A 23,697-nucleotide genomic window follows, 5' to 3' on the forward strand; every position below is an offset into this window, starting at 1 on the left:
TTTAATAGCTACTACTTTGAATTTAATGCCAACTTTCGCTCAGACACTTACTAATCACTTTATAAACGCGTCTGTTTGCTATCAGACACACAGCATAATTCTGAATTACAACAGGCTTAATACCTGGCTTTGAGAATTAATTGTGTACTTTACTAACTTGAAATCCGCTATAAGTAAATTGATAGTAATTCTTTGTTTTACCACTACAAATTATTCTGCCCTGCTTCCCTGCTGCTTATTTATAGCGATGTTAAAGTGAAATATGCTAATGATCGCAAGTTTATACATCAGGTCAAAATGATGTTAATACATTTGAAAATTACTGTGAGATTATTTTTTATCTCTTGAATTTAGTTTAGTATGGATATTTTTGGTAAAAACTCTAGCACTTATCTCAAAATTGGAAGATGCACCCAGATAACTAATTGATGCGATGTTAACTTAGCTGGATTGTCGCCAATGTGTTGGTACTTCGACATAATCCGGCAGGCGAGTTGTGCGATCGCCGAGTGCTACTGTAATCTGATGTAATTCTAGATTTTTGGCTCCTGTGAGAATTGCCCCTTCTAATTTGACATCACAGAGGTTTGCCCCAGAAAGATTAGCTCCCATGAGATTTGCCTCATGTAGATTGGCTTGATCAAGGATTGCTCTAGAAAGGTTAGCTCCTATGAGGTTAGCTCGATATAAATTAGCTTCCGTCAAGCTGGCTTCTGAGAGGTTGGCAAAATATACCTCTGTCTGCTGGAGTTTAGCTGCATTCAAGTTAGCGCCACATAGATTAGCACCATTCAAATTTGCTCCATTTAGGTTAGCTCCAATCAAACCTGTATGTTGTAAGTTGGCTTTACCAAGCTTTGCTCCTTGTAAGTTAGCTAAAAATAACTTTGCTCCAGAGAGGTTGGCTAGTTTCAAAATTGCCTGTTGTAAGTTGGCTTTATAGAGGTTTGCTCCTTGGAAATTGGCTGCACGCAGACTTGCTCCCGTGAGGTTCGCTCCCCGCAGGTTTGCTCCTGTAAGGTTCGCTCGATTGAGGTTGGCCCAACAAAGGTTAGCTCCGCGCAGGTTTGCTCCCCGCAAGTTAGCTTCATAAAGGATAGAAGCAGTGAGTTTAGCTCCATCAAGGTCTGCACCAATCAAGTTGCAACCACGTAAATCTGCGCCAGACAGGTTAGAACCACGCAAATCTAACCCTTCTAAGTTTGCTTCTAGCAAGTCTGCTCCTCTGATGTCTGTATTACGTAAATCCAGTTTCTGATTTTCTCGGTCTTGCAGTGAATTACGCCTAGTGATGACTGTCAGAGCGACTTGAATATCTGTGCGAATTTTTGTTGATTCTGGATGAAAATTCAGGTCTGGCTGCTGTGTACGATAAGTCTCAGCTTTGTGTTTGTCAAACTGTGCCAGCGCCGAATCTTCATGCCTTGATTGCTCTTTTTCTTTGATGGAAGTATTCTCGCGCACAAAAGCAGTGAGGATTTCCATGATTGTCCAGTGTTCTTCAGGAAAATCCTGCGAGACTCGCTCTAATGCATAAATTGCACCTGCGCGGGTTTCAATTTTCTCATGCCCAAGCTGTGCGATCGCGCTCATAAAACGTTCTGCAATCAGCTTATCTTGAGATATTTTTGTATTTTGAATGCCAATTTCAATGTTTTTCTCGGCAGCGATCGCACTTTTATGCAAAGCTTGGGCACACTGCGCTCCATAATAAGCATTAATTATTACTGCCAATCCTAAAAAAATTATTGCAGCAGTTGTTAATGCTTGAATCCCATATTGAATTTGTTGTTGAATTGACAATTCCCGAATACTGGACAATGCAAAGAAAATTAAAGTCAATGACAAAGCAAATATAACTGTTGTAGCTATCAACCATTTCGAGAGTACGCCTGTCTTGTTAGCAGACATAGCAGAAATATTCCTCATAGGTCAGGATTATTACTTAGACTATGGGGAAAACTAGTATAGCATTTAGCTTAATATTTGCATATGTTCTAGAAGACTTAAATGATTCTACAGCCTCTCAAAGGATTTAATATTGTTTAGTAGACCAATTATGCAATTGTCACTTGCATTTGCAAACTTATTGACCAGAGCAGCCCAAATTCAATAGAGGATGTCACATGCTTAGTGTATCTATCCCCGGAAATTCTGCTTCTCTCAAGTTCGCCTCGCTAAGTATCGCATCCTTAATATTTGCCCTGTGCAGCTTGGCTAAATAAAGGTTTGCTCGATGTAAGTTTGCCCCAGTTAGGTTAGCTCCTTCTAAGTTAGCTGCACTCAGAATTGCCTCCTGGAGGTTAGCTCCAGCAAGGTTAGCTCCTTGTAAATTGGCTGCACTTAAAATTACTCCAGAAAGGTTAGCCCCACAGAGGTTAGCTTGTGAAAGATTAACTTGATAGAGGTTTGCTTGTTGTAGGTTAGCGCCACAAAGGTTAGCGCCTCTAAGGTCTGTACAACTTAAATCTAGTTGCTCATCGTCTGGATATTGATTGGTATATCTTCTACCCAAAACAGTTAGGGCAGTTTGAATCTCTGCACTTATTGTTGATAATAAGTTGCCCCTGACTACTGCTTCAGGTCTGTAAGCAGCATGATTACGCACAAAATTACTGAGGCTTTCAATAACTTGCCAACGTAATTTTGGATAATCCTGAGCAATTTGCTCTAAATCATGAATTACAGCCAAACGAACTTCTCTGTTTTGATGAGCCAGCTGTTCAATTGCTAACTTTAAGCGTCGTTTTGGTAAGTGTCTTGCAAGATATTTTGCTTGTTGCTGGTTGGCAACTACCTTACGGTAGAAATTTACTATTAATTCTTTATGCATACTTAAAAAGTTTTTGACTTTGCGATGGGCATTTATAATTAATATCAACATAACCAAAATTATTTTTCATAATTTCGAGAAAATCAGCAAAAATTTACTGTATAAATTCTAAGCAAGTAGACAAAATTTACAAAAAATGGTATATACTTACAGTACAGTTAACACTCACTCCTAATAAGCGCTGTAATTCTTATGATATCTTTGATTCATCACGGATAATACAGCTTTTGAATTCATCTGTTTGGTCTAAATTTAAAGGCTTTTCGGAAAAGACTGGTGAATTTAATGTAAGTATCTCATAATATGTTTTTGATTTATTAATAGTAAAAAAATACTTTTAATTAGAAATTATTATAGAAAACTTCTATCTATAAATAGTTGGTTTTTAATAGTAATACTTGCTTTTAAAAATAATTCATTAGCACACAGCAGACAAAGTAAAAGCAATTGCTGAAATATTGAAATGCAGCAAGATTTACAGCCAATATTGAAAGACTTAGTGCTGATTGGTGGCGGACACAGCCATGCCATTGTACTAAGGATGTTTGGCATGAAACCGTTACCGGGTGTTCGTTTAACTTTGATTACTACAGCCTCAGATACACCTTATTCGGGGATGTTGCCAGGACATATTGCTGGATTTTATAGCCATAACGAATGCCATATTGATTTACGACCATTAGCCAACTTTGCCCAAGCGCAATTGTATATTGACGAAGTAGTTGGTTTGGATTTGGAAAATAACAAAGTAATTTGTGCTAACCGTCCACCTGTAAATTTTGATTTGTTGTCTGTTGATATTGGCAGCACTCCAGCCACAATATCTGTATCAGGTGCAGCAGAATATGTGATTCCAGCTAAACCAGTGTCGCAACTGCTAGAACATTGGTATCAGCTACTGGAAAGCGTTGCGGAAAATCCCGAAGAACCAATTGGCATTGCGATCGCAGGTGGAGGTGCAGGCGGTGTAGAATTAGCGCTGTCAATGCAAGCACATTTACACCGAATTGTGCATCAGTTGGGAACTGTAGACATTCATTTATTCCAACGCGATCAGGAACTGATGCCGAAGTATCATCAGTCAGTGCGGCATCAAGTTAAGCAAATTTTAATCAAGCGCGGTATCTCGCTACATCTGGCGGAAACCGTCTGTAAAGTTGAACCTTGCGAAAACAAGGAAAATCAAGAAGCATTAAAAGTTAAATGCCAATCTGGGTTAACTATAGAGTGCAACAAAGTTTTCTGGGTAACACAAGCATCTGCACCCCAGTGGTTAGAAACAACTGGACTAGGCACTGATGAACAAGGCTTTATTTTGGTAAACGATGCTTTACAATCGCTAACGCACCCTTATGTATTTGCAACGGGTGACATTGCCACAATGGTAAATCATCCCCGTCCGAAAGCTGGGGTATTTGCTGTGCGACAAGGTAAGCCTTTGTTTGAGAACTTACAGCGGTTTTTATTAGATAAGCCTCTCAAACCTTATAAACCACAGAAAGAATATCTAAGTTTAATTGGTACAGGAGATGGACAGGCGATCGCAACAAAAGGTGCATTTACTTTACCACCTCACAAACTCTTGTGGCGTTGGAAAGATTGGATTGACCGCCGCTTTATGGAACGCTTTAGTAGGGGATTGGGAATTGGGGACTGGGGGTTAGGAAAAGATTTTGACTCTCAAACAAATACGCAATCCCTAGCGATGCGTTGCGCTGGATGTGGTTCTAAAGTTGGCAGTACAGTTTTAGAACGAGTTTTGTATCGTATCCAGCACGAACAGCGAGTTGGGGAAGATAGAAAAGATATAATTATTGGTTTAAATACACCTGATGACGCAGCGGCAGTGCAGATACCAACCGATCAGTTGATGGTGCAGACGATTGATTTTTTTCCTACTTTAATTAATGACCCTTATATTTTTGGGCAAATTAGCGCCAATCATTGCTTGAGTGATATTTTTGCAATGGGGGCTGTAGCTCATAGTACATTAGCGATCGCCACCATTCCCTACGCTGCACCAGCTAAAGTTGCAGAAACTTTTTATCAATTATTATCTGGTGCTGTGAAGGTACTCAACCAAGCAAACGCACCCTTAATTGGCGGACATACTAGTGAAGGTGCAAAATTAGCTTTTGGATTATCTTGTAACGGTGTTGTTCATCCCGACAAGCTATTACGCAAAGCTGGGATGCAACCCAAACAGGTGCTAATTTTAACCAAAGCACTGGGAACCGGGACATTATTTGCTGCTGATATGCGTCGCCAAGCTAAAGGACGTTGGATTGATCGTGCTGTGGAATCAATGCTGTTATCAAATCAAGCTGCTGCTGATTGTTTGTTACAACATGGAGTCACCGCTTGTACTGATGTCACAGGCTTTGGCTTGCTGGGACACTTGATGGAAATGGTGCAAGCTTCTGGTGTCGCTGTAGAATTGCAACTTGACGCTATACCGATTTTAGAAGGTGCAAGGGAGACTATACAACAAGGAATTTTTAGCTCACTGCATCCAGATAACTTGCAGGCTGCGAATTATATTCATAATTTGGTGTCAGTTCAGTCTCACCCTAATTATCCGCTATTATTTGACCCGCAAACATCTGGCGGTCTTTTAGCCTCCCTTTCCAAGGAACAAGCTAATAGCTGTTTAGCCGCACTCCAAACTTTGGGATATAAGCATAGCTGTGTTATTGGTCGTGTCACGCCCTCGGTTGCACTTGATAGCGAAATTGGAAAATTAGTCTATATCTTCTAATTCAGATTCGTTAAAACATAAGCTTGGCGTTAATTTTGGCACAGCTATTAAAAGATGTCCTTAAATAGGTATATTCTCCCAAGAGGTGCTACCCTTACACTTGTTCAACAATCTGCCTCATTTCTTGCTCATTTCCTGGCTCGACGGCGTTTACAAAACGCCCCGGAATTGTGACGATTACGCTAGAATTATTAAAGCTTCTTTACAGAATTTGCTGATCATCCCCAGTTCTGTTAGAAAAGCCTAGCATTCACTAATGTAAATCTAAAAACTCCCTCTAAAGTTCACCAAAAGCCTCTATGACGCTCCCAATTCGCAACGTCGCCATTATTGCCCACGTTGACCACGGCAAGACCACCCTGGTTGATGCACTCCTCAAACAATCCGGCATTTTCCGAGAAGGTGAAGACGTTCCGGATTGCGTCATGGACTCCAACGCCTTGGAACGTGAACGAGGAATTACAATTCTGTCTAAAAACACAGCGGTTAGGTATAAAGATACCTTAATCAATATTGTCGATACTCCTGGACACGCTGACTTCGGCGGTGAAGTTGAACGCGTACTTGGCATGGTTGACGGATGTCTTCTGATTGTCGATGCCAACGAAGGCCCCATGCCCCAAACACGCTTTGTACTGAAAAAAGCTTTGGAAAAGGGTCTGCGCCCCATCGTTGTTGTCAACAAAATTGACCGTGCCCAAGCTGACCCCCACGTTGCTGTTGATAAAGTATTAGATCTGTTTCTAGAATTAGGGGCAGATGAAGACCAATGTGATTTTACCTATCTGTTTGCCTCCGGTATGGGAGGTTATGCGAAGGAAAGCATGGAAGCAGAATCGGTAGATATGCAGCCTCTGTTTAACGCGATTCTGCAACACGTTCCACCACCAGTAGGTGATATCAACAAGCCCCTGCAATTGCAAGTCACAACCCTAGATTATTCTGAATATCTGGGACGAATTGTCATTGGTAGAATTCACAACGGTATCATCCGTGCTGGGCAACAAGCGGCACTTATAACAGAAAATGGCTCAATTGTCAAAGCCAAAATTACCAAATTGATGGGCTTTGAAGGGCTAAAGCGGGTGGACATGGAAGAAGCATCCGCAGGTTATATTGTCGCCGTGGCTGGCTTTGCTGATGCCAATATCGGGGAAACGATTACAGACCCCAACGAACCGCAAGCTTTACCATTAATTAAGGTCGATGAGCCAACCTTGCAAATGACCTTCTGGGTGAATGATTCACCTTTTGCTGGTCAAGAAGGAAAGTTGGTAACATCGCGGCAAATACGCGATCGCCTACTGCGAGAATTAGAAACTAACGTCGCTTTGCGTGTTGAAGAAACTGATTCTCCTGATAAATTCCTGGTTTCTGGTCGTGGAGAACTACACCTGGGTATCTTAATCGAAACCATGCGTCGGGAAGGCTATGAGTTTCAAGTATCCCAGCCACAGGTAATTTACCGCGAAGTCAATGGGCAACCTTGTGAACCTTACGAACTTCTAGTTTTGGATATCCCCGCAGACGCTGTTGGTAGTTGTATCGAACGCTTGGGACAACGCAAGGGCGAAATGCAAGATATGCAACCTGGTAGTAATGATCGCACTCAGCTAGAGTTTGTCATCCCTGCCCGTGGATTGATTGGTTTCCGGGGTGAATTTATGCGGATGACTCGTGGCGAAGGTATCATGAACCACAGTTTCCTAGATTACCGACAACTCAGTGGCGATATTGAAGCCCGGAACAAAGGTGTTTTAATCTCCTTTGAAGAAGGTGTTTCTACCTTCTACGCCATGAGAAACGCTGAAGATAGAGGTGTGTTCTTTATTACTCCAGGTACTAAAGTTTACAGAGGCATGATTGTGGGAGAACACAATCGTCCGCAAGACTTAGAACTGAATATCTGTAAGACTAAGCAGCTTACCAACCACCGGGCTGCTGGTGGTGATGAACTAGTACAGTTGCAAGCACCAGTAGAAATGAGCCTAGAGCGTGCTTTAGAGTACATCGGCCCAGATGAATTAGTGGAAGTTACACCCCAATCGATTCGTTTACGCAAGATGTCGAAGAAACTGGCGAAACGGTAAGCAAAATTACTTAATTGATTTAAAAAGCCCGCATCTGCGGGCTTTTTATTTTGTTATTGACACCATTTTTCAAGGGATTAAATGATAACGTTTCATACACCTGAACTTCATAGCCGGATCTAGCTTAGAAATTAATTTTGTCAAATGTCTAGCAATGAGTTGGGTTATACGTAAGGAAATTTTGGGCATTCTAGAAATAGTAATGGCTGATTGAAATCCTTTGCAATATAGCTAGCTGTACATCAAACAATGAAACAGAAAGTATACCCCTCTAAAATTATTGCCACTGCTAAATCTATTAACGTAACTAAACTTCCCTGGATTTTATACATTGATAAAAAATTGCTTCCCACATGCGGAGGCATTTATTTTATAGGTACAGATCAAGAGCCTACAGCTTATATAGGTCAAGCCGGATCTTTAAAAACTCGTTTTATTGGACATCATCGAAAAACTGCCTTTGAGCAACTTGTTGACGAGTGTGGTCAAAAAGATGTCAAAATCCGCTATTGGCAAGCACCATTAATGCCTAAATCTGAGCTAGTACTTTTTCTGTCTCAACTCGAAAGTTATTTAATAGAGAATTCAAAAACAAGGTTTAATTACACAGCAAATTCCCTACCTAAGACACCATTTCAATCGAGACATCGCACTTATTATGGGCCTATCTATGTCCAATTAAATAAGTTAGGTGAATATTACGTACCAAAGTCTTCAGATGGAACGTCAGGATTCTACTTCAGTCTTGAAAAAATCCACATGGCTGAAAATGCTATTAAATATCATTCTCCAACATTTATAATTTCTAGTGGTACTTGGAAAGATGCTTTATATGAATATGAGAATAATCTTGAGTCAGAGTGGAAGCAATACTCAACACTATATTTCTTAGAAGTAAAGTTTCAGGCACGTTGGATTAACTATGTTGGACAGGGTGGGATGGAAGATTATGTTCTCTCTGGGAATCAGGCTACTTTCTACCGTATTTTCTTAAACGAGCACCCAGGCTTTAAGGAATTTTCAATTAAGTATTTAAGAACTGGATTAACCAATTGCAGTAAATCAGATTTTTGTGAAACTCTACTGAATTTAACTAGATAATGCTTTTCCAAACGATGAAGCGCTGAATGATGCATTTAGATTATTAATCTAAGTTGCCAGTGCCAGCAGTCCGATACTACCGTGCAACAAACAGAATAAAAGTTATTGGCTGGAGTTAAAGTTAGGAGGTGATCGCTCAAGACTAGTTAAAGCTTCAGCCTATACTAGAAAGGGAAGACTAGAACAATGTTGATCTCAAAATGCTACTTGTTCCAATGGCTAACCTGCTTTTGCTTGTAACCAAACTATGAAAAATATTGGGTTGACGCAAGGAAAAACTACAGTTCCAAAAAGCACCACTTTAGAGGAGTTCTTAAAACTTCCATACATTGAGGAGTCACCAGCTTGGGAATATATTAATGGAGAGGCAATTCAGAAACCTATGGGAGGGGCTAAACACAGTTTATTACAAAAACGTTTAGTTTCAGTCATTGATGGGTTGGGAAGTAACTACGAAGCCTTTCCTGAATTGCGCTGTACCTGCGGTAATCGTTCAGTAGTTCCTGATGTAGTTGTTATCTCCAGCAATAAACTACCACTGGATGAAAGCGGTGAAATTATTAGCAGTGGTATTGATTTTGCACCCGATTGGGTAATAGAAATTCTTTCCCCGGCTCAAAGTCAAACTAAAGTAACTGGCAATATTTTACACTGTTTGAGAAATGGCAGTCAGCTAGGATGGTTAATTGACCCAAGTGAACGCTCTATTTTAGTTTATCAGCCTAATTCTTTGCCTGATTTGTTAATAGGAAAAGATATATTAACAGTGTTAAAAGATTTAAAATTGACACTCTCTGTTGATGAAGTTTTTGCTTGGTTACAGCGGAAAAATTGACATCATTACCTAAGTTTTCTAGATAGCTTTAAATAGGAAAAGAAGTTATTGGGGCTTTTTTAATATATTATTCCCTATGACCACGAAATCCCCCGTTCTCAAGACCGAGGGATAATTTCAGCACCCACTCAGCACTTCCCTCAACGTGGGCTATAGCTATAAGCAGTGTAAGCATCACGTCGTGTAGAACGAGATGGATCTAGACCATCATTGCGGGCACGACGACGCAAATCACCGATATCCGGCGAGATATTGTAAGCATCCTCAAAAGTAATTTGACCATTTAGCATCAACTCGCAAAGGGCATCATTCATTACTTTCATACCTTCTTTGCTGCTAGTTTCCATAAGTTGATAAGCTTCTGCTTCTTCACCCTTGAGTAAGTAATCTTGCATTGTGGGCGTATTGAGCAAAATTTCCATAGCTGCACAGCGGCTACCATCTGTCGTGGATAGTAACCTTTGGGCAACAACAGCAACCAGTGACTCGACAATTTGCATACGCATTACTGCTTGTTCATCTGGGTTATAGATGTTGAGTAAGCGATTAATTGCCCCAATAGTATCTTTAGAATGGAGAGTGCCTAAGACTAAGTGACCCGTTTGTGCCGCTTTTAGGGCAGTATCTACAGTAATGCGATCGCGCACTTCTCCAACTAAAATTACATCTGGGTCTTCCCGTAATACCCCTCGCAAAGCATCATGAAAGTCATGGGTATGCAAACCTACTTCCCGTTGACTAATCAAGCAATTTTGGGAAGTGTGAACATATTCTATTGGGTCTTCAATAGTGATGATGTGTTTTTGTACTGTCTCGTTGAGATAGCGAATCATTGACGCTATAGTTGTAGACTTTCCCGACCCAGTTGGCCCTGTAACTAAAATTAATCCTTGTTTTTTGTTAATAATATCTTTGAGAATCGGTGGTAGCCCCAAGCTATCTATACTTGGGACGTGTAGTGTAATTAACCGCAGAACTATTGCACCACCAGTTAGAGTTTGAAAACAGTTGACACGACAGCGCAAAAACCCAGGATAAACAATCGCCGTATCAAGTTCTTTGGTTTTAGCAAATCGTTGTTGTCCTGAAGGAGTAAGAATCTCATTCAAGTACGCTTCAAAAATTTTTGGTGTTACTACCTCTGCTAACTCATATACCTCCATCTGACCCCGAACTCGAAATCGCGGTAACTCTCCTACACGAATATGGATATCAGAGGCTTGCTGCTTATACGCATCGCGTACCATCTTCTGAATTGAAACTATCTTTTTATGTAGCCGCTGTGGGGGTAGTGGAGGAGGTGGTAGAGGAATGGGTAACTGTGATGTGACATCCATTAGCGCTTCCTTTGGCAGATATCAGGTTAAAAGCAACGTTTAAACTTAGTCTTGACATAAAAAATACACAGTTAAACCACTGCATCAGGTTAACTGGTTTTATTTACGTCAACCGTACTCTTACTTAGATGATTAATCTACCGTTTACGTAGGTAAATGTCTTGTTTTAGAGATGGTCTTCATAAATTCTTTAGTAAAACCCTGAATTACTATGAATTTTAGGCATCGTTGGGCTAGAAAGGAATTATGAAAATCATCACACCCGCCATCAACTGGTTACAAACCCGCGCTTGTGCCCCTGCATACAGCGGTTGGGTGCTAGCAGGAATAGCTATTTGTTTTTTTGGGGCTGCTATTAATACAATGGCAGGCTGGCTATACGCGATCAGCGGAGTCAGTTTTGCGCTGTTAGGCGTAGCAGCCGTCTTACCACCGCGATCGCTTTCAGGTTTAGTTGTCAAACGCCGCCCCATCGAACCTGTGACAGCAGGAGATGAGCTGACAGTCGAATTAGAAATCTATAACCAGACACAGCGGACTGTAAGCTTGCTGCAAGTTGAGGATATACTGCCCTTTATTTTGGGAAAACCAGTAACCAAGGCAATAGAGACAATTTCCCCTCAAGAAAATTACCGTTGGGTATACTATCATCCTACCCAGCGCCGGGGTGTCTATCGTTGGCACACAGTAGAATTGGTGAGTGGTGCGCCTTTGGGATTGTTTTGGTGTCGTCGTCAGCGCCACTGTCCAGCAACAGCAATTGTCTATCCTACAGTATTACCCCTGGCTCGCTGCCCCTTAGTCGATGAAATGGGGCAAAAAGATAGTACTAGAAGCGATCCTCGTGCTAGACCCTTGCAAACAGCGACAACAGGACTTGTGCGATCGCTACGTCCCTACCGTCTTGGAGATCCCATCCGCCTCATCCACTGGCGCACCAGCGCCCGCTACGGCGAATTAAGAGTACGGGAGTTAGAAATAGTCACAGGTGGACAAGAAATCATTATTGCTCTTGATAGCGCTGCTAATTGGGAAGAAGAGAACTTTGAACAAGCTGTAATAGCCGCAGCATCACTATATTTTTATGCCCAGCGCCAACAGATGCAGGTGCAACTGTGGACAGCACTTACAGGTTTAGTTAAAGGCGATCGCGTGGTTCAAGAAGCCTTAGCAGCAACTACTGCCCAAGAAGACGCTAGCACACCTATTCCTGAAGGCTACCCCTTGATTTGGCTAACACAAAACGCCCTAAGTCTTTCTTCGCTTGCTTTAGGTAGCCGCTGGGTTTTGTGGCATTCTTCACCGTCAGAACAAATGGTAGTCAATCAAGATTACTCTGGCATCATCTTGCAAAGCGAACAAGAACTCCAACCCCAACTACAAAAATCATTGCATTAGTGATGCATACCATACAAAATTTTGCCACTATGATTAAAAGTTAAGCTTCTGTGATTACCAAGATTTTTTTTGATCCCAGCAACCAAGGCATACAAGCCTTTGAGCAAATGTAGGTTAAGTTTAGTTGGTAAGGTTGGGGAAATATCCCCAGCAATAGCCCAGTAAGGCTGATGTACAATGCAAAGAAATATTTAAATTATGAGCGGCTGATTTAATGATCTCATCAGAAGAAGTTAACACAAAATCTAGCGATAAAAGCCTAGAGGCAATGCGGCATTTTTCCGAGCAATACGCCAAGCGTACTGGAACATACTTCTGCTCTGAACCCTCGGTTACCGCAGTCGTCATTGAAGGGCTAGCCAAGCATAAAGACGAACTTGGTGCGCCTTTGTGCCCCTGTCGGCATTACGAAGACAAAGAAGCTGAGGTTAACGCTGCATATTGGAACTGTCCTTGTGTACCTATGCGAGAACGCAAAGAATGTCATTGTATGTTGTTCCTCACCTCAGACAATGAGTTTGCCGGAGAACAGCAAGAAATTCTTTTAGAAACAATCAAAGAAGTGCGAGATAGTATGGCATGAGTGAAACCATGCCCCAAGAGTTTTGGCAAGGTGTAGAACAGTTCAATTCTGGGCAGTTCTACGCCTGTCATGATACTTTAGAAGCTTTATGGATCGAAGCCAGTGAACCAGAAAAAACCTTTTACCAAGGTATTCTGCAAATTGCTGTGGCATTGTATCATCTGAGTAACTATAACTGGCGAGGTTCCGTAATTCTACTGGGAGAAGGCAGCAATCGCCTACGAAGTTACCCGTCAAGTTATGGTGGCATCGATGTAGCAGAATTATTCAACCAAAGCACGGCTTTGTTGCAAGCATTGCAAAAAGCAGGCCCAGACAAGATTGCTAATGATGACCTGGGTGAAGCTGACACCTTGCCCTTACCTAGAATTGTGCTAATTGATGAGGAACTTAACTCAGAGAATTAGAAATTGGCAATTAGCTAGTTATGGCGATCGCAATATGACCAAGTACACGCAAATAAGACTATTATCTAAAAACTTTTTTAAAGCCCACAATAAAAGATTTTTGGAAACGTCTAAAAAATTACGCGTACATCCGCAGCGGTGAGGCATTCCGGTGAGTCTTGCAATGTCGAAAGGGTTAGCCTGATGCAGGGGTTCTTGCAGATGACCCTTACCCCTGCACCTTTTTGACACGATTAGGCTAGAAATTAAGAGTTTGAGAGATATTTTGCGTAACCCTGAAAAAAATACCAAGCTGTAAGAAGCTTAACTAGCAGTTTTAGATAGCCAGTAAGAATCGAAGGCTATCCTTTGGTCTCCTCATGCTGTAAGAACTACTATTACAAGTTTTCTTGAAAGCTGAATACCAAAAGAGGGCTGTTAGCGAAACCTTCAGGTTGGGGTAAGCGTCAATAGTGCCAGTCAGGATTTAACCGAAATTAGTCCAGATGGTATATTTCGCCTCTGGATAAAGTACTTGCGATAATTAGAATACAAGCTGAAATTTTAAATTGCAAATTGCTATGATGCCGCGCTATCAACTGCCCAGCTCACAGATACACCGCTGTGTATTAGCCTTAATGCTACCCGTTACACTCTTGGGCGCAATGGCGTTTCCTCCCCAAGTACAAACCGCCACCGCACAAACCTCTGGGGGAAATCGCCCTCTTACCATCCGCTCTGATGTGCAAGAATATGACGCCAAAAGCCAAGTAGTAACTGCTCGCGGCAACGTACAAATGTTGTATCCTGCTCGCCAAATTCAGGCAACAGCTGCCCAAGCACAATACTTTAGTAAAGAACGCCGAATTGATTTCAGTGGCAACGTCTATATTTTGCAACAGGGTGGCAATAGTATGCGGGCGGAGAGAGTAACATATCTCATTGACGAGGGACGATTTGTGGCCTTACCCCAATCTAATCGTCAGGTAGAGTCTATTTATATGGTAGAAGATGGCCAGCTTGGTGGACAAGCTGCTAAACCTGCGCCTCAAACGCCACCTTTAAAGCGTTCTAATTAGCATTAATTACTAAGAAAGGACGCACTAGCCGTGAAAATCATTTTAGAGAATATCCACAAATCTTATGGCAAACGGCTCATTGTCAATCGGGTCAGCCTTTCTGTTGCCCAAGGAGAAATAGTAGGTTTATTAGGGCCCAATGGAGCTGGCAAAACGACGACATTTTACATTGCTACAGGTTTAGAAAAGCCCAACCAAGGAAAAGTCTGGCTAGATAATTTAGATATTACTGGTATGCCAATGCACAAACGGGCACGGTTGGGTATTGGATATTTGGCCCAGGAAGCCAGTGTTTTTCGCCAGCTTTCGGTAAAAGACAACATACTTCTAGTGCTTGAGCAAACCAATGTGCCACACTGGGAGTGGTCGGGGCGAATGCAAAATTTACTACGGGAGTTTCGTTTGGAAAAAGTGGCTAACAGTAAAGGAATTCAACTTTCTGGTGGTGAGCGACGCCGGACGGAATTAGCTAGAGCTTTAGCGGCTGGTAGAGAAGGCCCAAAATTTCTACTTTTGGATGAACCTTTTGCTGGAGTAGATCCAATTGCAGTTGCTGAAATTCAGCAAATTGTGGCACGACTACGCGATCGCGGTATGGGTATTCTAATTACAGATCACAATGTCCGCGAAACCTTAGCTATCACCGATCGCGCCTATATCATGCGCGAGGGGCAAATTCTTGCTTTTGGTAATGCTAATGAACTCTACAATAACCCGCTCGTGCGGCAATATTACTTGGGTGATAACTTTCAAGTCTAAAACAATAGTTATGAATTCATAATTTTCCAGAGGATTCTTGAGCCTTGCTTCTGATATATCAATCCTGAGTATTAATTGCATTAGCCACTGGAAAGTTGTTCTAGATATTAAATGCGGTATAAATCTTTTTCTATGTCTAGGTTATAGATATTAAATTCTAAAATTTACCTATGATCTCAAAAAAGCTCACATCTTTCTACACCCTCAATTCGCTGATGCCTTTTACGATCATGGATCGCTATCTCACCAGCGAATTGATACCGCCATTTTTATTTGGGGTGGGAGCTTTCTCATCAATTGGTGTAACAATTGATGCCGTATTTGATTTAGTTAGGAAAATAGTAGAATCTGGACTACCCGTAGACATCGCTATTCAGGTTTTCTTATTAAAGCTGCCAAACTTCATTGTTTTAGCCTTTCCCATGTCTACTCTGCTAGCTACTTTGATGACTTATAGTCGTCTTTCTAGCGAGAGTGAACTAATTGCTCTGCGTGGCTGTGGTGTGAGTGTCTATCGCATGGTAATGACAGCTGTGATGTTGAGTTTTATCGTCACAGGAATGACATTTGTGTTTAACGAGCAGATAGCGCCAGCAGCAAATTATCAAGCAGCTACTACGTTAGAACAAGCTCTTAAGTCAGACAAACCAAAGTTAAAGCAGCAAAATATTTTTTATCCTGAGTACCGAGAGACAAAAGAACAAGACGGTACTAAAAATAGGATACTGACACGCTTGTTTTATGCTGACCAGTTTGATGGTAAGAACATGAAAGGTCTGACAATAATAGACCGTTCTGAAGCAAATCTTAATCAAATTGTGGTGGCAGAATCAGCCCAGTGGAACGCAACACAAAACGTTTGGGATTTTTATAACGGGACTATTTATTTAGTATCTCCTGATCGCTCCTATCGCAACATTTTGCGGTTTGAACACCAACAATTGCGGCTCCCCCGCACACCATTGAGTCTGGCAGAAAAAAGCCGGGATTATGGCGAGATGAATATTGCGGAAGCGGTAGAACAACTAGCTGTAGAACGTCTTGGTGGCGATCGCCAAAAAATTCGTAAACTTGAAGTTCGGATTCAACAAAAAATATCCTTACCATTTGTCTGTGTAGTTTTTGGCTTGGTAGGTGCAGCTATGGGAAGCGTACCTCAGCGCACTGGACGAGGGACAAGTTTTGGGATTAGTGTCATAGTTATTTTTTCGTACTACTTAATTTTCTTTATTAGTGGTGCTATGGGACAGGCAGGTGTTCTCTCTCCCTTTATGGGGGCTTGGTTACCCAACTTTATTTTTTTTGGAGTAGGAACACTTTTATTAATGCGAGTTGCCCAACGATAACTAAGGAACAGGGGAAGAAGAGGGAGCAAGCTAACAATTATTATTTCTCCTCATCCCCTCATCTCCTCAGTTAATATCAAGAATTATACTTTCGGCATTCAGGCGCATTGGGGTTATCTCTACAGTATTCTTCAAAAGAAAGTTTGGCTGATTCCATACCTTCAGCTTTTTGATGAGCGGCTTCTGCTTGGAGTTCTTCAACTTCATCCCAAGCGGCGGCACAAGCTTTAGAATAAGCACCGTTTTCAGTGCAAATAGCACGAGCTTCCGCGATCGCTTTTTGAATTCTCTCCTCCAGCAGCAACACTTTTGGAGTCTCCACAAAATCGCTTTTTGTCAGAATATCGGTAATCGAGATAATACCCAACAGCTTACCTTGAATCACGGGCGCTCTGCGGATACCGGTATTAGCAAACAAACGCGCTACATATTCCACGCTCAACTCAGGATTGACAACAATGCAGGGCTTGCTCATAATCTCATAAACCCGCACTTGCTTAGGATCTTTACCGTAGGCTGTGACCTTATAGACAATATCCGTTTCAGTGACAATGCCATAAGCATCATTGTCATAGCGACGATCCACAACCAAGGCACGTAATCCTTTTTCCTTCATCAACCCTACCGCTTCAGCAACAGTCGCTGAACCGCGGATGGTAACTACATTCGTGGTCATGATATCTTCAGCTTTCATCATTGCTGTAGTCTCCTGGTAAATAGTACTGGCGTGCAGCGCACACAGTAGTGCTAAGTAATGAGTCCTGAGGAGCCACTGCGTTGCTGTGAACTAGCGCTCTTGGTAAGGTTTCCCCCGTTGTAGCAAGTGGCGTTGCTGAGTATTGAGTTATGAGAATTACTCAGCATTCAGCACTTTTAACTCAGCACTGTTTTAGCCAGCTACAACAATAAACTTAGACCAGCTTTCAACTCCTGATGATATCCAAAGTGACCGTCGCTCAAAAATTGCTATCTTGCTAGGCTGGGAAAGCCTTACCAAAGAACCCAAACAAGTAAAAAGTAAATATTTAACGAATAAATATTTATTGCTAATGACTCATCAAGATTGAGAAGTTAGTATGAAATCAACATTAAAATTTTTGAAATCTTGTCTAAAGTCGGAAGTTCTGGCAAAGTCAGCCATTGCCCTCAACTTCTGCAAATTTTTGCCAGTTATGTAATAAATTTCCCACACCCAACCTATGCCAAATCGCCATTATCCTCCTGCCTACTTACGTTATCTCAAAGCCAGGTTATGGAATTTAGGGCGACCAGGCTTTTGGGGTACAGCAATTTTTTTATCTGTGTTTGGGCTGGGAATTTGGCAATATTGGTCAAATCCAAAGATCTTTACTCACAAGCAGAACCACGAAGTCGCTTCGCCCAATGTAGCTGAATCTTCTCTTTCAGTCGAAGACCGAGCCATTGCTGCGGACATTGATAACTTACCCATCCTGATTAAGGAATTTGAGCAAGCAGCCCTGGCAGCAAGTTTAAGTATCCCTGAGGAAAACTCACAAGCTAACAAAAGTCAAAGCTTATTCCAGGATGTCCTTAGTAAACAACAGTCTTCTGGCAATGATACCAAATCAAATTTAGGCTTAGGGATAGTTAATACTACATCCACACCAAAAGAGAATAATCTATTTGTTTTACAAGCAAATAATTTATTGCAAATGGGGTCGGGTTATATTAACGGGTATTTGTTAGACACTAAATCTTTGACTGCATTCTCAGAACCAACAGCAACTGCAACCACCTCATTTACGCAAGGGGTAGGATTAGCTAATCAAATCGGCAATAGTCAAAATCCTGCCACCATCAGCCCCTTGCAAGCTGCTCTCAATCAATCCCCATACCCAAATTTTTCTGGCTTGAATAATGCGACTTCCAGCCCAACAAATATTATGGGGTCTGCTTCCTACGGCACAGCAACACCAACGCCACCCAACAACGGATTATCCAGTCAGACTTTGCCGCCTAATACTGGACTACCGCAAAATTCCTACACTAACTTCAATAACAGTCAGGCATTACCTACAGGGATACAAGCAGCTCCAGTAACACCGCCCGTTACATCTGCCGCAACCACTAATATTACGCCCTACTCTTTACAAACTCCAAGCCAAGGTGTTCTCACCCCCACAACCCCGGCAGAATATGGCAATTATTGGCAACAGCAACCAACTCAACTACCGCAGTCTAAACCCTCACTTCCTCGCCCAACACCAGGGCCGTATGGTGGGGTTCAGATAAATGGCTACACTTATCCTTAAAAATTGACTTGCCGTCTAGAATACTAGTACCGCAAGACGAATTTTGAATTTCGCGCAGCGGTACAAGGCGCAATACAGTTCATTTAAGACTATAACTGTTTGTTGAACTCAATTTTTTTAACGAACCGCAAAGGGCGCAAAGAGCACAAAGAGAAAAAATGCTTAACTGAACCGTATTGGTACAAGGCGTGTTTTCAAACTTTAAAAATAGGTAAAGCGAAGCGCAACCCAACAAAGCAATGTAAATCTTGTTTAAGTCGCATTCAAAGTGTGTCGTCAAAAAATGCCCCAGTCAAATCAGCCCCAGACAAGTCTGCCTGTGAGAGATTTGCACCTCTTAAATCTGCTTGGCTTAAATTGGCATCACACAAGCAAACGTGACTTAAGTCTGCCCCTTTTAGGTTGGCTCGCAACAGATTTGCCCTAGACAAATTAGCCCTAAACAATCGTGATTGACTTAAGTTGGTATCAGCCAAATTTGCATCTTGAATGTCTGCCGCCGTTAAGTCTGCCTTAGTTAAGTTACTCCCGCTAAGGTTAGCTAAACTTAATTTAGATCGGCTTAAATTAATTGCACTCAAGGAAAGGAAAGAAAGCTCTGCACACCTTAAATTAGCATTGATAAAATTTCTTTCTCCTAGTGCATAACGACGCAAAAATTCATCAGTTTTTAATTGATTTAGAACAGCAACAGAAGCACCTTGATAACACCATGCCGTTTCCAGTAGTTTGACAGCAGTGTTAACAGCTACCTCGTCAACTTTAGGCATTACTACACCATTACAGCCATCCCACTCACCGCCAAGCATAAAGGCAATTTCACCAGCAGCAGGAACTGAGTCTAGAAGAATATATTGTGCCGGCTCTTGCGCGACAATTAAACCAGCAATTTGGCGTAGTAAGTTTTTCATCTCAAAGGTAGCTTTTATATTACCAAGGTGAAGAAGGTAGTTGATCAATTGATTGCACAGAACAGCTTTCCAGAAATATTGGCACTCGTCCACAATTGGGACATTGCAATTTATCATCCTGCTTACTGTCAGCCTTGCCTTTTAGTCGAGGTTTTGAATTTTGTGGTGTCATAAAAACCACTTCAATAGATAGTGGAGTTGAGCAGTTTCGGCATTCGCAAATCAATAGCTGCCCCGAATCACTGGTTTGAAAGACTTTGAGATGTTGGGTTGGAAAGAACTGTTCTGGTTCTTCGGCTAGTTGCTGCTGTTCGTCGAACTTCTCAGAAATTGGTTTGGTCATGGATGTTTTAGCTTTTCAATCGTTACATGGGGGCAAATTGTAGCTTCGCTGACATTGGTAGTATATGTACTACAAAAGTGTCAGAAAATATTACAAAAGATGATAACCTTAATTTAGAGTTACACACACCTGTAGAATTAGGCATCAGCTTTCGGTTACAAATAACGATCAAGCAATAACCAGATCAGGAATTGTAGCCTGCATTTTTTTAAAGCATCAATCAACTCTGCAATTGTTTCTCTGTCTTGAAAGAGTACTGAGTGCTGAGTGCTGAGTTTTAAGTTTTGAGTTTTGAGTAAAAATACTAGCCCGTAGTCCGCAGTTTCTTTTTTTATACATGGTGATGAAATTGTTTGATTGAGACTGCCTCGAAAGATTGCTGAGTTCTGATGATTAAAGTAAGCCCATGAACTTTTCGGAATAGCGATCGCTCCACTCGGCTACAATCTGCGTTGTAAGCATTATGATCTCTCGATCGCCACATTAGCAGTTCGGCTCCATTCATTCCACGAACCATCATAATTTCGGACGTTTGGGTAGCCAAGTAAATACTTCAAGATAAACCATGTATATCCCGATCGCCCACCAATTGCACAGTAAGGGATGATTTCCTTGTCAGCTGTGATCCCTTGGCTGCTGTAGAGTGCCTGTAATTCTTCAAACGACTTGAAGGTTCCATCTTCATTCAGGGTCAGCAGATGCTCTAGATGCACTGCGCCTGGAATATGCCCAGCGCGTTCAATTCCTTCTGGTGGCTTATTCAGAAACAGTTCACCACGGTACTCTTCAGGTGTACGAACATCCAATAGTACGCAATTTGGTTTACCTATAGATGCCTGAACTTCTTCCTGAAATACCCTTAAGCTAGCATCTAGAGCCTTCATACGATACTGAGTTGGCTGAAAATTTGATAACTCTGTTGCTACTTGACGATCTTCCGCCATCCATTTTTGATGTCCACCGTTGAGGACACGCACGTCGCTATGTCCCAACACTTTCAACAACCAGAAAATCCAAGCTCCAGTACCAGGGTAGCTACCGTAAGCAACTACAGTTGTCTCATTAGTAATGCCAGAACGAGAAAGTAGTTTTTCCATTGCGACTGGATCAAAATTGATTTGCAAATCAGGAAGTAGCAAATCAGTAAAGATGTTCCAGAAAACTGCACCGGGAATGTGAGCTTCTTTATATGGGTGTGGACTTGTATCGACTTCTACTATACGAACATTCGGATCGTTTAAGTGTTCCGAGAGCCATTGTGTATCTACCAAAACTTCAGGGTGAGCATACTGAGACATAGGTTTTCTCCTGCTTTCCGCGCTAAAGCTAAGATTAGGATGGTTGCCTCTCTGCGCCTAGTCCTCGAACGAGTACAATTTGCAATCATGGCGAATTTACAAGCTCTATTTCTGGCAATCCCACAAGCCAAAGATGAACAGGAATTGCGATCGCAAGTGTTGGCAGAATTCGGTAAGTACTTTGCTGCCAAACGGTGGGGTTTGTTTTTTTACGATCAATTTCCTATAGCTAACAGCAACTTTCAAAAAGCATTCCAATTAGCCCTATCCACTGAACACAACCCAGTTTTGCGCTATGTAGTGGAACGACATGCACCTGTCCATGAAGAATTGGTGGTATCGCCCAAGGTATGGAGGCTGATTTGTCCTCGTATTGATCACTGGCATGTTATGGCAGGGCCACTTGTTAGCAGTGGTCAGTTAGTAGGTGGGGTGGGCTTTACCCGTGAGCAAGGAATGCCAGCATTTAACACGCAAAATTTAATGGATTTGAGTGCGCTTTGTTTGCACGTATCAACTTGGGTAGCAACGGTGCGATCTCAACGCCAATCCTTAACGATTAATCGCCTCACAACTCGTGAGATGCAAATTGCTGAACTGGTTGCCAAGGGACAAACAAACGCAGAAATTGGCGCTGAACTCTGGATTACAGAGAATTCTGTTAAGCAAGCCTTAAAGCGAATGTTTCGTAAACTTGAGGTTTCGTCTCGTACTCAGATGATTGCACAACTTTTCGCAAGTACAAGTTTGTGTTCACGCAACGACAAAGTAATCTAACTTAACGCTGAATCCTACCGATAACTTCCGAGGCTGCGATCGCTTACTTTTAAAAGTGTCAAAATCAAATAGGCGATTCTTAAAGACAAAATCTGGAGAGCAACTTGCCTAAATCGATTCAATCAATTCAACCACCACTAAAATTTATTCCGCCAAGCTTTAACCCAATCGTACTCCAGATTGCTAGGTGGTTGCTGCCGTTCTTTTTGAGGTTTCGGACTCGACCTTGGTTACCAGCTGGTATTGTTCGTATTGAAGCGAAAAATGCTGAGATATTAGCCGAGCTTTATCAACAATTCCAAGCTGGCAAAATTCGCTTTTTATTAGCATTTCGGCATCCAGAGGTAGATGATCCCCTCTGTATGTTTTATCTAGTTTCCCGCATAGTTCCAAAGGTGGCGCGTCAGCAAGGGATAAAGTTGCAATACCGGACTCATTCTCACTTTCTCTATGACCGGGGGATGACTTTATGGGCTGGGAAATGGCTTGGTTGGTTTTTCTCTCAGGTAGGAGGTGTACCAGTTCGTCGGGGTAAGCGGTTAGATAGGCAAGCTATCCAAACAGCACGGGAGTTGTTTGCCAATAGCAATATACCGATCGCAGTTGCACCTGAAGGAGGTACTAATGGTCATAGTGGTGTTGTTAGCCCCTTGGAACCCGGTGTTTCCCAACTGGGCTTCTGGTGTGTGGAAGATTTGGTAAAAGCTAACCGTTCTGAAACTGTTTTCATTGTGCCAGTCGCTATTCAGTATCGCTACGTCAACCCACCTTGGTCAAAACTTGAGCAGTTGTTGAGTAAGTTGGAAGCCGATAGTGGCTTACCAGTGGAACCAGTTGAGAATTTGGACATTGATAGGCGACAAGAGATTTTGTATCAACGCCTCTGCCGATTGGCTGAACATATCATTTCTGAGATGGAAGAGTTTTATCGCCGTTTCTATCATCAAAATCTTCCAGATATCCCTAATCAAGAGATAATTCCCCAGCTTCATCGCCTGCTAGATACCGCTTTACAAGTAGCGGAACAATATTTTGGTCTCCAGTCGCAGGGCAATTTTATTGATCGCTGTCGTCGTTTGGAAGAGGCTGGCTGGAGTTACATTTACCGCGAAGATGTGCCAGAGATTGATGCTTTATCACCCCTAAAACGCGGATTGGGAGACTGGATTGCAGAAGAAGCTGATTTGCGGATGCGACACATGCGATTAGTGGAAAGTTTTGTTGCAGTTACTGCTACCTATATTCAGGAACAGCCGACTGCTGAACGATTTGCTGAAACCTTGTTAATCATCTTTGATATGCTTTCTCGGATTAGTGATGCAAAAATGCCTCCACGTCCCCGATTAGGTTGGCGAGAGGCACATATCACGATAGGCGAACCAATTTCAGTAACTGAACGTTGGGCAAATTCTCAAGCCGATCGCAAAGCATCCAGACAAGCTGCTAGCGAGTTGACGCAGGACTTACAAATTGCTTTGGAACAGTTGATTGGCAAGTAAATTTTGCTTATTTACTGCTAGCACAGCGTAGTGGAAATAACGCCAGTGCCTACGGCACTGGCGTAAAGATCTGCGGACATGGCTGCTCTTA

Annotated in this window: 20 protein-coding genes; 13 read left to right on the forward strand and 7 right to left on the reverse strand. The window is 42.1% G+C overall.

Features of this window, described 5'->3' with window-relative positions; translation table 11 throughout:
• Positions 1–441: 441 nt before the first annotated feature.
• Together AC5JL8_RS18835 and AC5JL8_RS18840 are read right to left on the reverse strand one after the other, a co-directional pair.
• The gene (locus tag AC5JL8_RS18835; protein ID WP_495881212.1) at positions 442–1,911 is read right to left on the reverse strand and encodes a pentapeptide repeat-containing protein; all 1,470 of its coding nucleotides are present in this window, start codon (positions 1,909–1,911) and stop codon (positions 442–444) included.
• 211 nt (positions 1,912–2,122) lie between these two features.
• A complete protein-coding gene (locus AC5JL8_RS18840) occupies positions 2,123–2,833 on the reverse strand; it encodes a pentapeptide repeat-containing protein (protein WP_495881213.1) in 711 nt (236 codons plus the stop codon).
• A gap of 463 nt (positions 2,834–3,296) precedes the next feature.
• Between AC5JL8_RS18840 and selD the strand changes: the two genes are divergently transcribed.
• From selD to AC5JL8_RS18860, 4 genes are all read left to right on the forward strand, one after another.
• A complete protein-coding gene (gene selD, locus AC5JL8_RS18845) occupies positions 3,297–5,591 on the forward strand; it encodes a selenide, water dikinase SelD (protein ID WP_495881214.1) in 2,295 nt (764 codons plus the stop codon).
• A gap of 299 nt (positions 5,592–5,890) precedes the next feature.
• Positions 5,891–7,681 carry a translational GTPase TypA gene (typA, locus tag AC5JL8_RS18850; RefSeq protein ID WP_495881215.1) on the forward strand — a complete coding sequence of 597 codons (1,791 nt, stop codon included), beginning with the start codon at positions 5,891–5,893 and terminating at the stop codon, positions 7,679–7,681.
• 249 nt (positions 7,682–7,930) lie between these two features.
• On the forward strand, positions 7,931–8,782 hold the full coding sequence (locus tag AC5JL8_RS18855) for a GIY-YIG nuclease family protein (protein ID WP_495881216.1): 852 nt from the start codon (positions 7,931–7,933) through the stop codon (positions 8,780–8,782).
• 247 nt (positions 8,783–9,029) lie between these two features.
• Positions 9,030–9,617 (forward strand): Uma2 family endonuclease, encoded by a 588-nt coding sequence (locus AC5JL8_RS18860; protein WP_495881217.1) that lies wholly within the window; start codon positions 9,030–9,032, stop codon positions 9,615–9,617.
• A 140-nt stretch (positions 9,618–9,757) separates the two neighbouring features.
• Here the strand turns inward: AC5JL8_RS18860 and AC5JL8_RS18865 are convergent, their stop codons facing one another.
• Positions 9,758–10,954: a type IV pilus twitching motility protein PilT gene (locus AC5JL8_RS18865; RefSeq protein ID WP_495881218.1), complete on the reverse strand. Its 1,197-nt coding sequence runs from the start codon at positions 10,952–10,954 to the stop codon at positions 9,758–9,760.
• Between the two features lie 246 nt (positions 10,955–11,200).
• Between AC5JL8_RS18865 and AC5JL8_RS18870 the strand changes: the two genes are divergently transcribed.
• The 6 genes from AC5JL8_RS18870 (at position 11,201) to AC5JL8_RS18895 (ending at position 16,505) form a co-directional block, all read left to right on the forward strand.
• A complete protein-coding gene (locus tag AC5JL8_RS18870; protein ID WP_495881219.1) occupies positions 11,201–12,352 on the forward strand; it encodes a DUF58 domain-containing protein in 1,152 nt (383 codons plus the stop codon).
• Positions 12,353–12,569: 217 nt separating this feature from the next.
• On the forward strand, positions 12,570–12,935 hold the full coding sequence (locus AC5JL8_RS18875) for a ferredoxin thioredoxin reductase catalytic beta subunit (RefSeq protein ID WP_495881238.1): 366 nt from the start codon (positions 12,570–12,572) through the stop codon (positions 12,933–12,935).
• Positions 12,932–13,342, forward strand: a complete 411-nt coding sequence (locus AC5JL8_RS18880) for a DUF309 domain-containing protein (RefSeq protein WP_495881220.1) — start codon at positions 12,932–12,934, stop codon at positions 13,340–13,342. Before AC5JL8_RS18875 ends, AC5JL8_RS18880 begins: the two co-directional genes overlap by 4 nt.
• 560 nt (positions 13,343–13,902) lie before the next feature.
• Complete coding sequence (locus AC5JL8_RS18885; protein ID WP_495881221.1) at positions 13,903–14,400, forward strand: LptA/OstA family protein; 498 nt, start codon at positions 13,903–13,905, stop codon at positions 14,398–14,400.
• Between the two features lie 30 nt (positions 14,401–14,430).
• A complete protein-coding gene (gene lptB, locus AC5JL8_RS18890; protein WP_495881222.1) occupies positions 14,431–15,159 on the forward strand; it encodes an LPS export ABC transporter ATP-binding protein in 729 nt (242 codons plus the stop codon).
• Between the two features lie 230 nt (positions 15,160–15,389).
• Positions 15,390–16,505 carry an LptF/LptG family permease gene (locus AC5JL8_RS18895; protein WP_495881239.1) on the forward strand — a complete coding sequence of 372 codons (1,116 nt, stop codon included), beginning with the start codon at positions 15,390–15,392 and terminating at the stop codon, positions 16,503–16,505.
• A gap of 76 nt (positions 16,506–16,581) precedes the next feature.
• Here the strand turns inward: AC5JL8_RS18895 and AC5JL8_RS18900 are convergent, their stop codons facing one another.
• Entirely contained in the window at positions 16,582–17,202 is a 621-nt protein-coding gene (locus AC5JL8_RS18900) for a CP12 domain-containing protein (RefSeq protein ID WP_495881223.1), read from the reverse strand.
• Between the two features lie 502 nt (positions 17,203–17,704).
• On the opposite strand from AC5JL8_RS18900, the gene AC5JL8_RS18905 reads away from it, so the two are divergent.
• Complete coding sequence (locus AC5JL8_RS18905; protein WP_495881224.1) at positions 17,705–18,778, forward strand: hypothetical protein; 1,074 nt, start codon at positions 17,705–17,707, stop codon at positions 18,776–18,778.
• A gap of 263 nt (positions 18,779–19,041) precedes the next feature.
• On the opposite strand, the gene AC5JL8_RS18910 is transcribed toward AC5JL8_RS18905, so the two are convergent.
• The 3 genes from AC5JL8_RS18910 to AC5JL8_RS18920 all read right to left on the reverse strand — a co-directional run bounded on the left by AC5JL8_RS18910 (position 19,042) and on the right by AC5JL8_RS18920 (position 21,330).
• Positions 19,042–19,689 (reverse strand): pentapeptide repeat-containing protein, encoded by a 648-nt coding sequence (locus tag AC5JL8_RS18910; protein ID WP_495881225.1) that lies wholly within the window; start codon positions 19,687–19,689, stop codon positions 19,042–19,044.
• A 19-nt stretch (positions 19,690–19,708) separates the two neighbouring features.
• A complete protein-coding gene (locus AC5JL8_RS18915) occupies positions 19,709–20,032 on the reverse strand; it encodes a hypothetical protein (RefSeq protein ID WP_495881226.1) in 324 nt (107 codons plus the stop codon).
• 461 nt (positions 20,033–20,493) lie between these two features.
• Positions 20,494–21,330 (reverse strand): sulfurtransferase, encoded by an 837-nt coding sequence (locus AC5JL8_RS18920; RefSeq protein ID WP_495881227.1) that lies wholly within the window; start codon positions 21,328–21,330, stop codon positions 20,494–20,496.
• A gap of 87 nt (positions 21,331–21,417) precedes the next feature.
• Here AC5JL8_RS18920 and AC5JL8_RS18925 point away from each other — a divergent pair, with 87 nt between their 5' ends.
• Entirely contained in the window at positions 21,418–22,107 is a 690-nt protein-coding gene (locus AC5JL8_RS18925) for a LuxR C-terminal-related transcriptional regulator (RefSeq protein WP_495881240.1), read from the forward strand.
• 104 nt (positions 22,108–22,211) lie between these two features.
• Positions 22,212–23,606 (forward strand): lysophospholipid acyltransferase family protein, encoded by a 1,395-nt coding sequence (locus AC5JL8_RS18930; protein WP_495881228.1) that lies wholly within the window; start codon positions 22,212–22,214, stop codon positions 23,604–23,606.
• The last annotated feature ends 91 nt before the right edge of the window (positions 23,607–23,697 follow it).

The organism is Mojavia sp. (assembly GCF_059505145.1).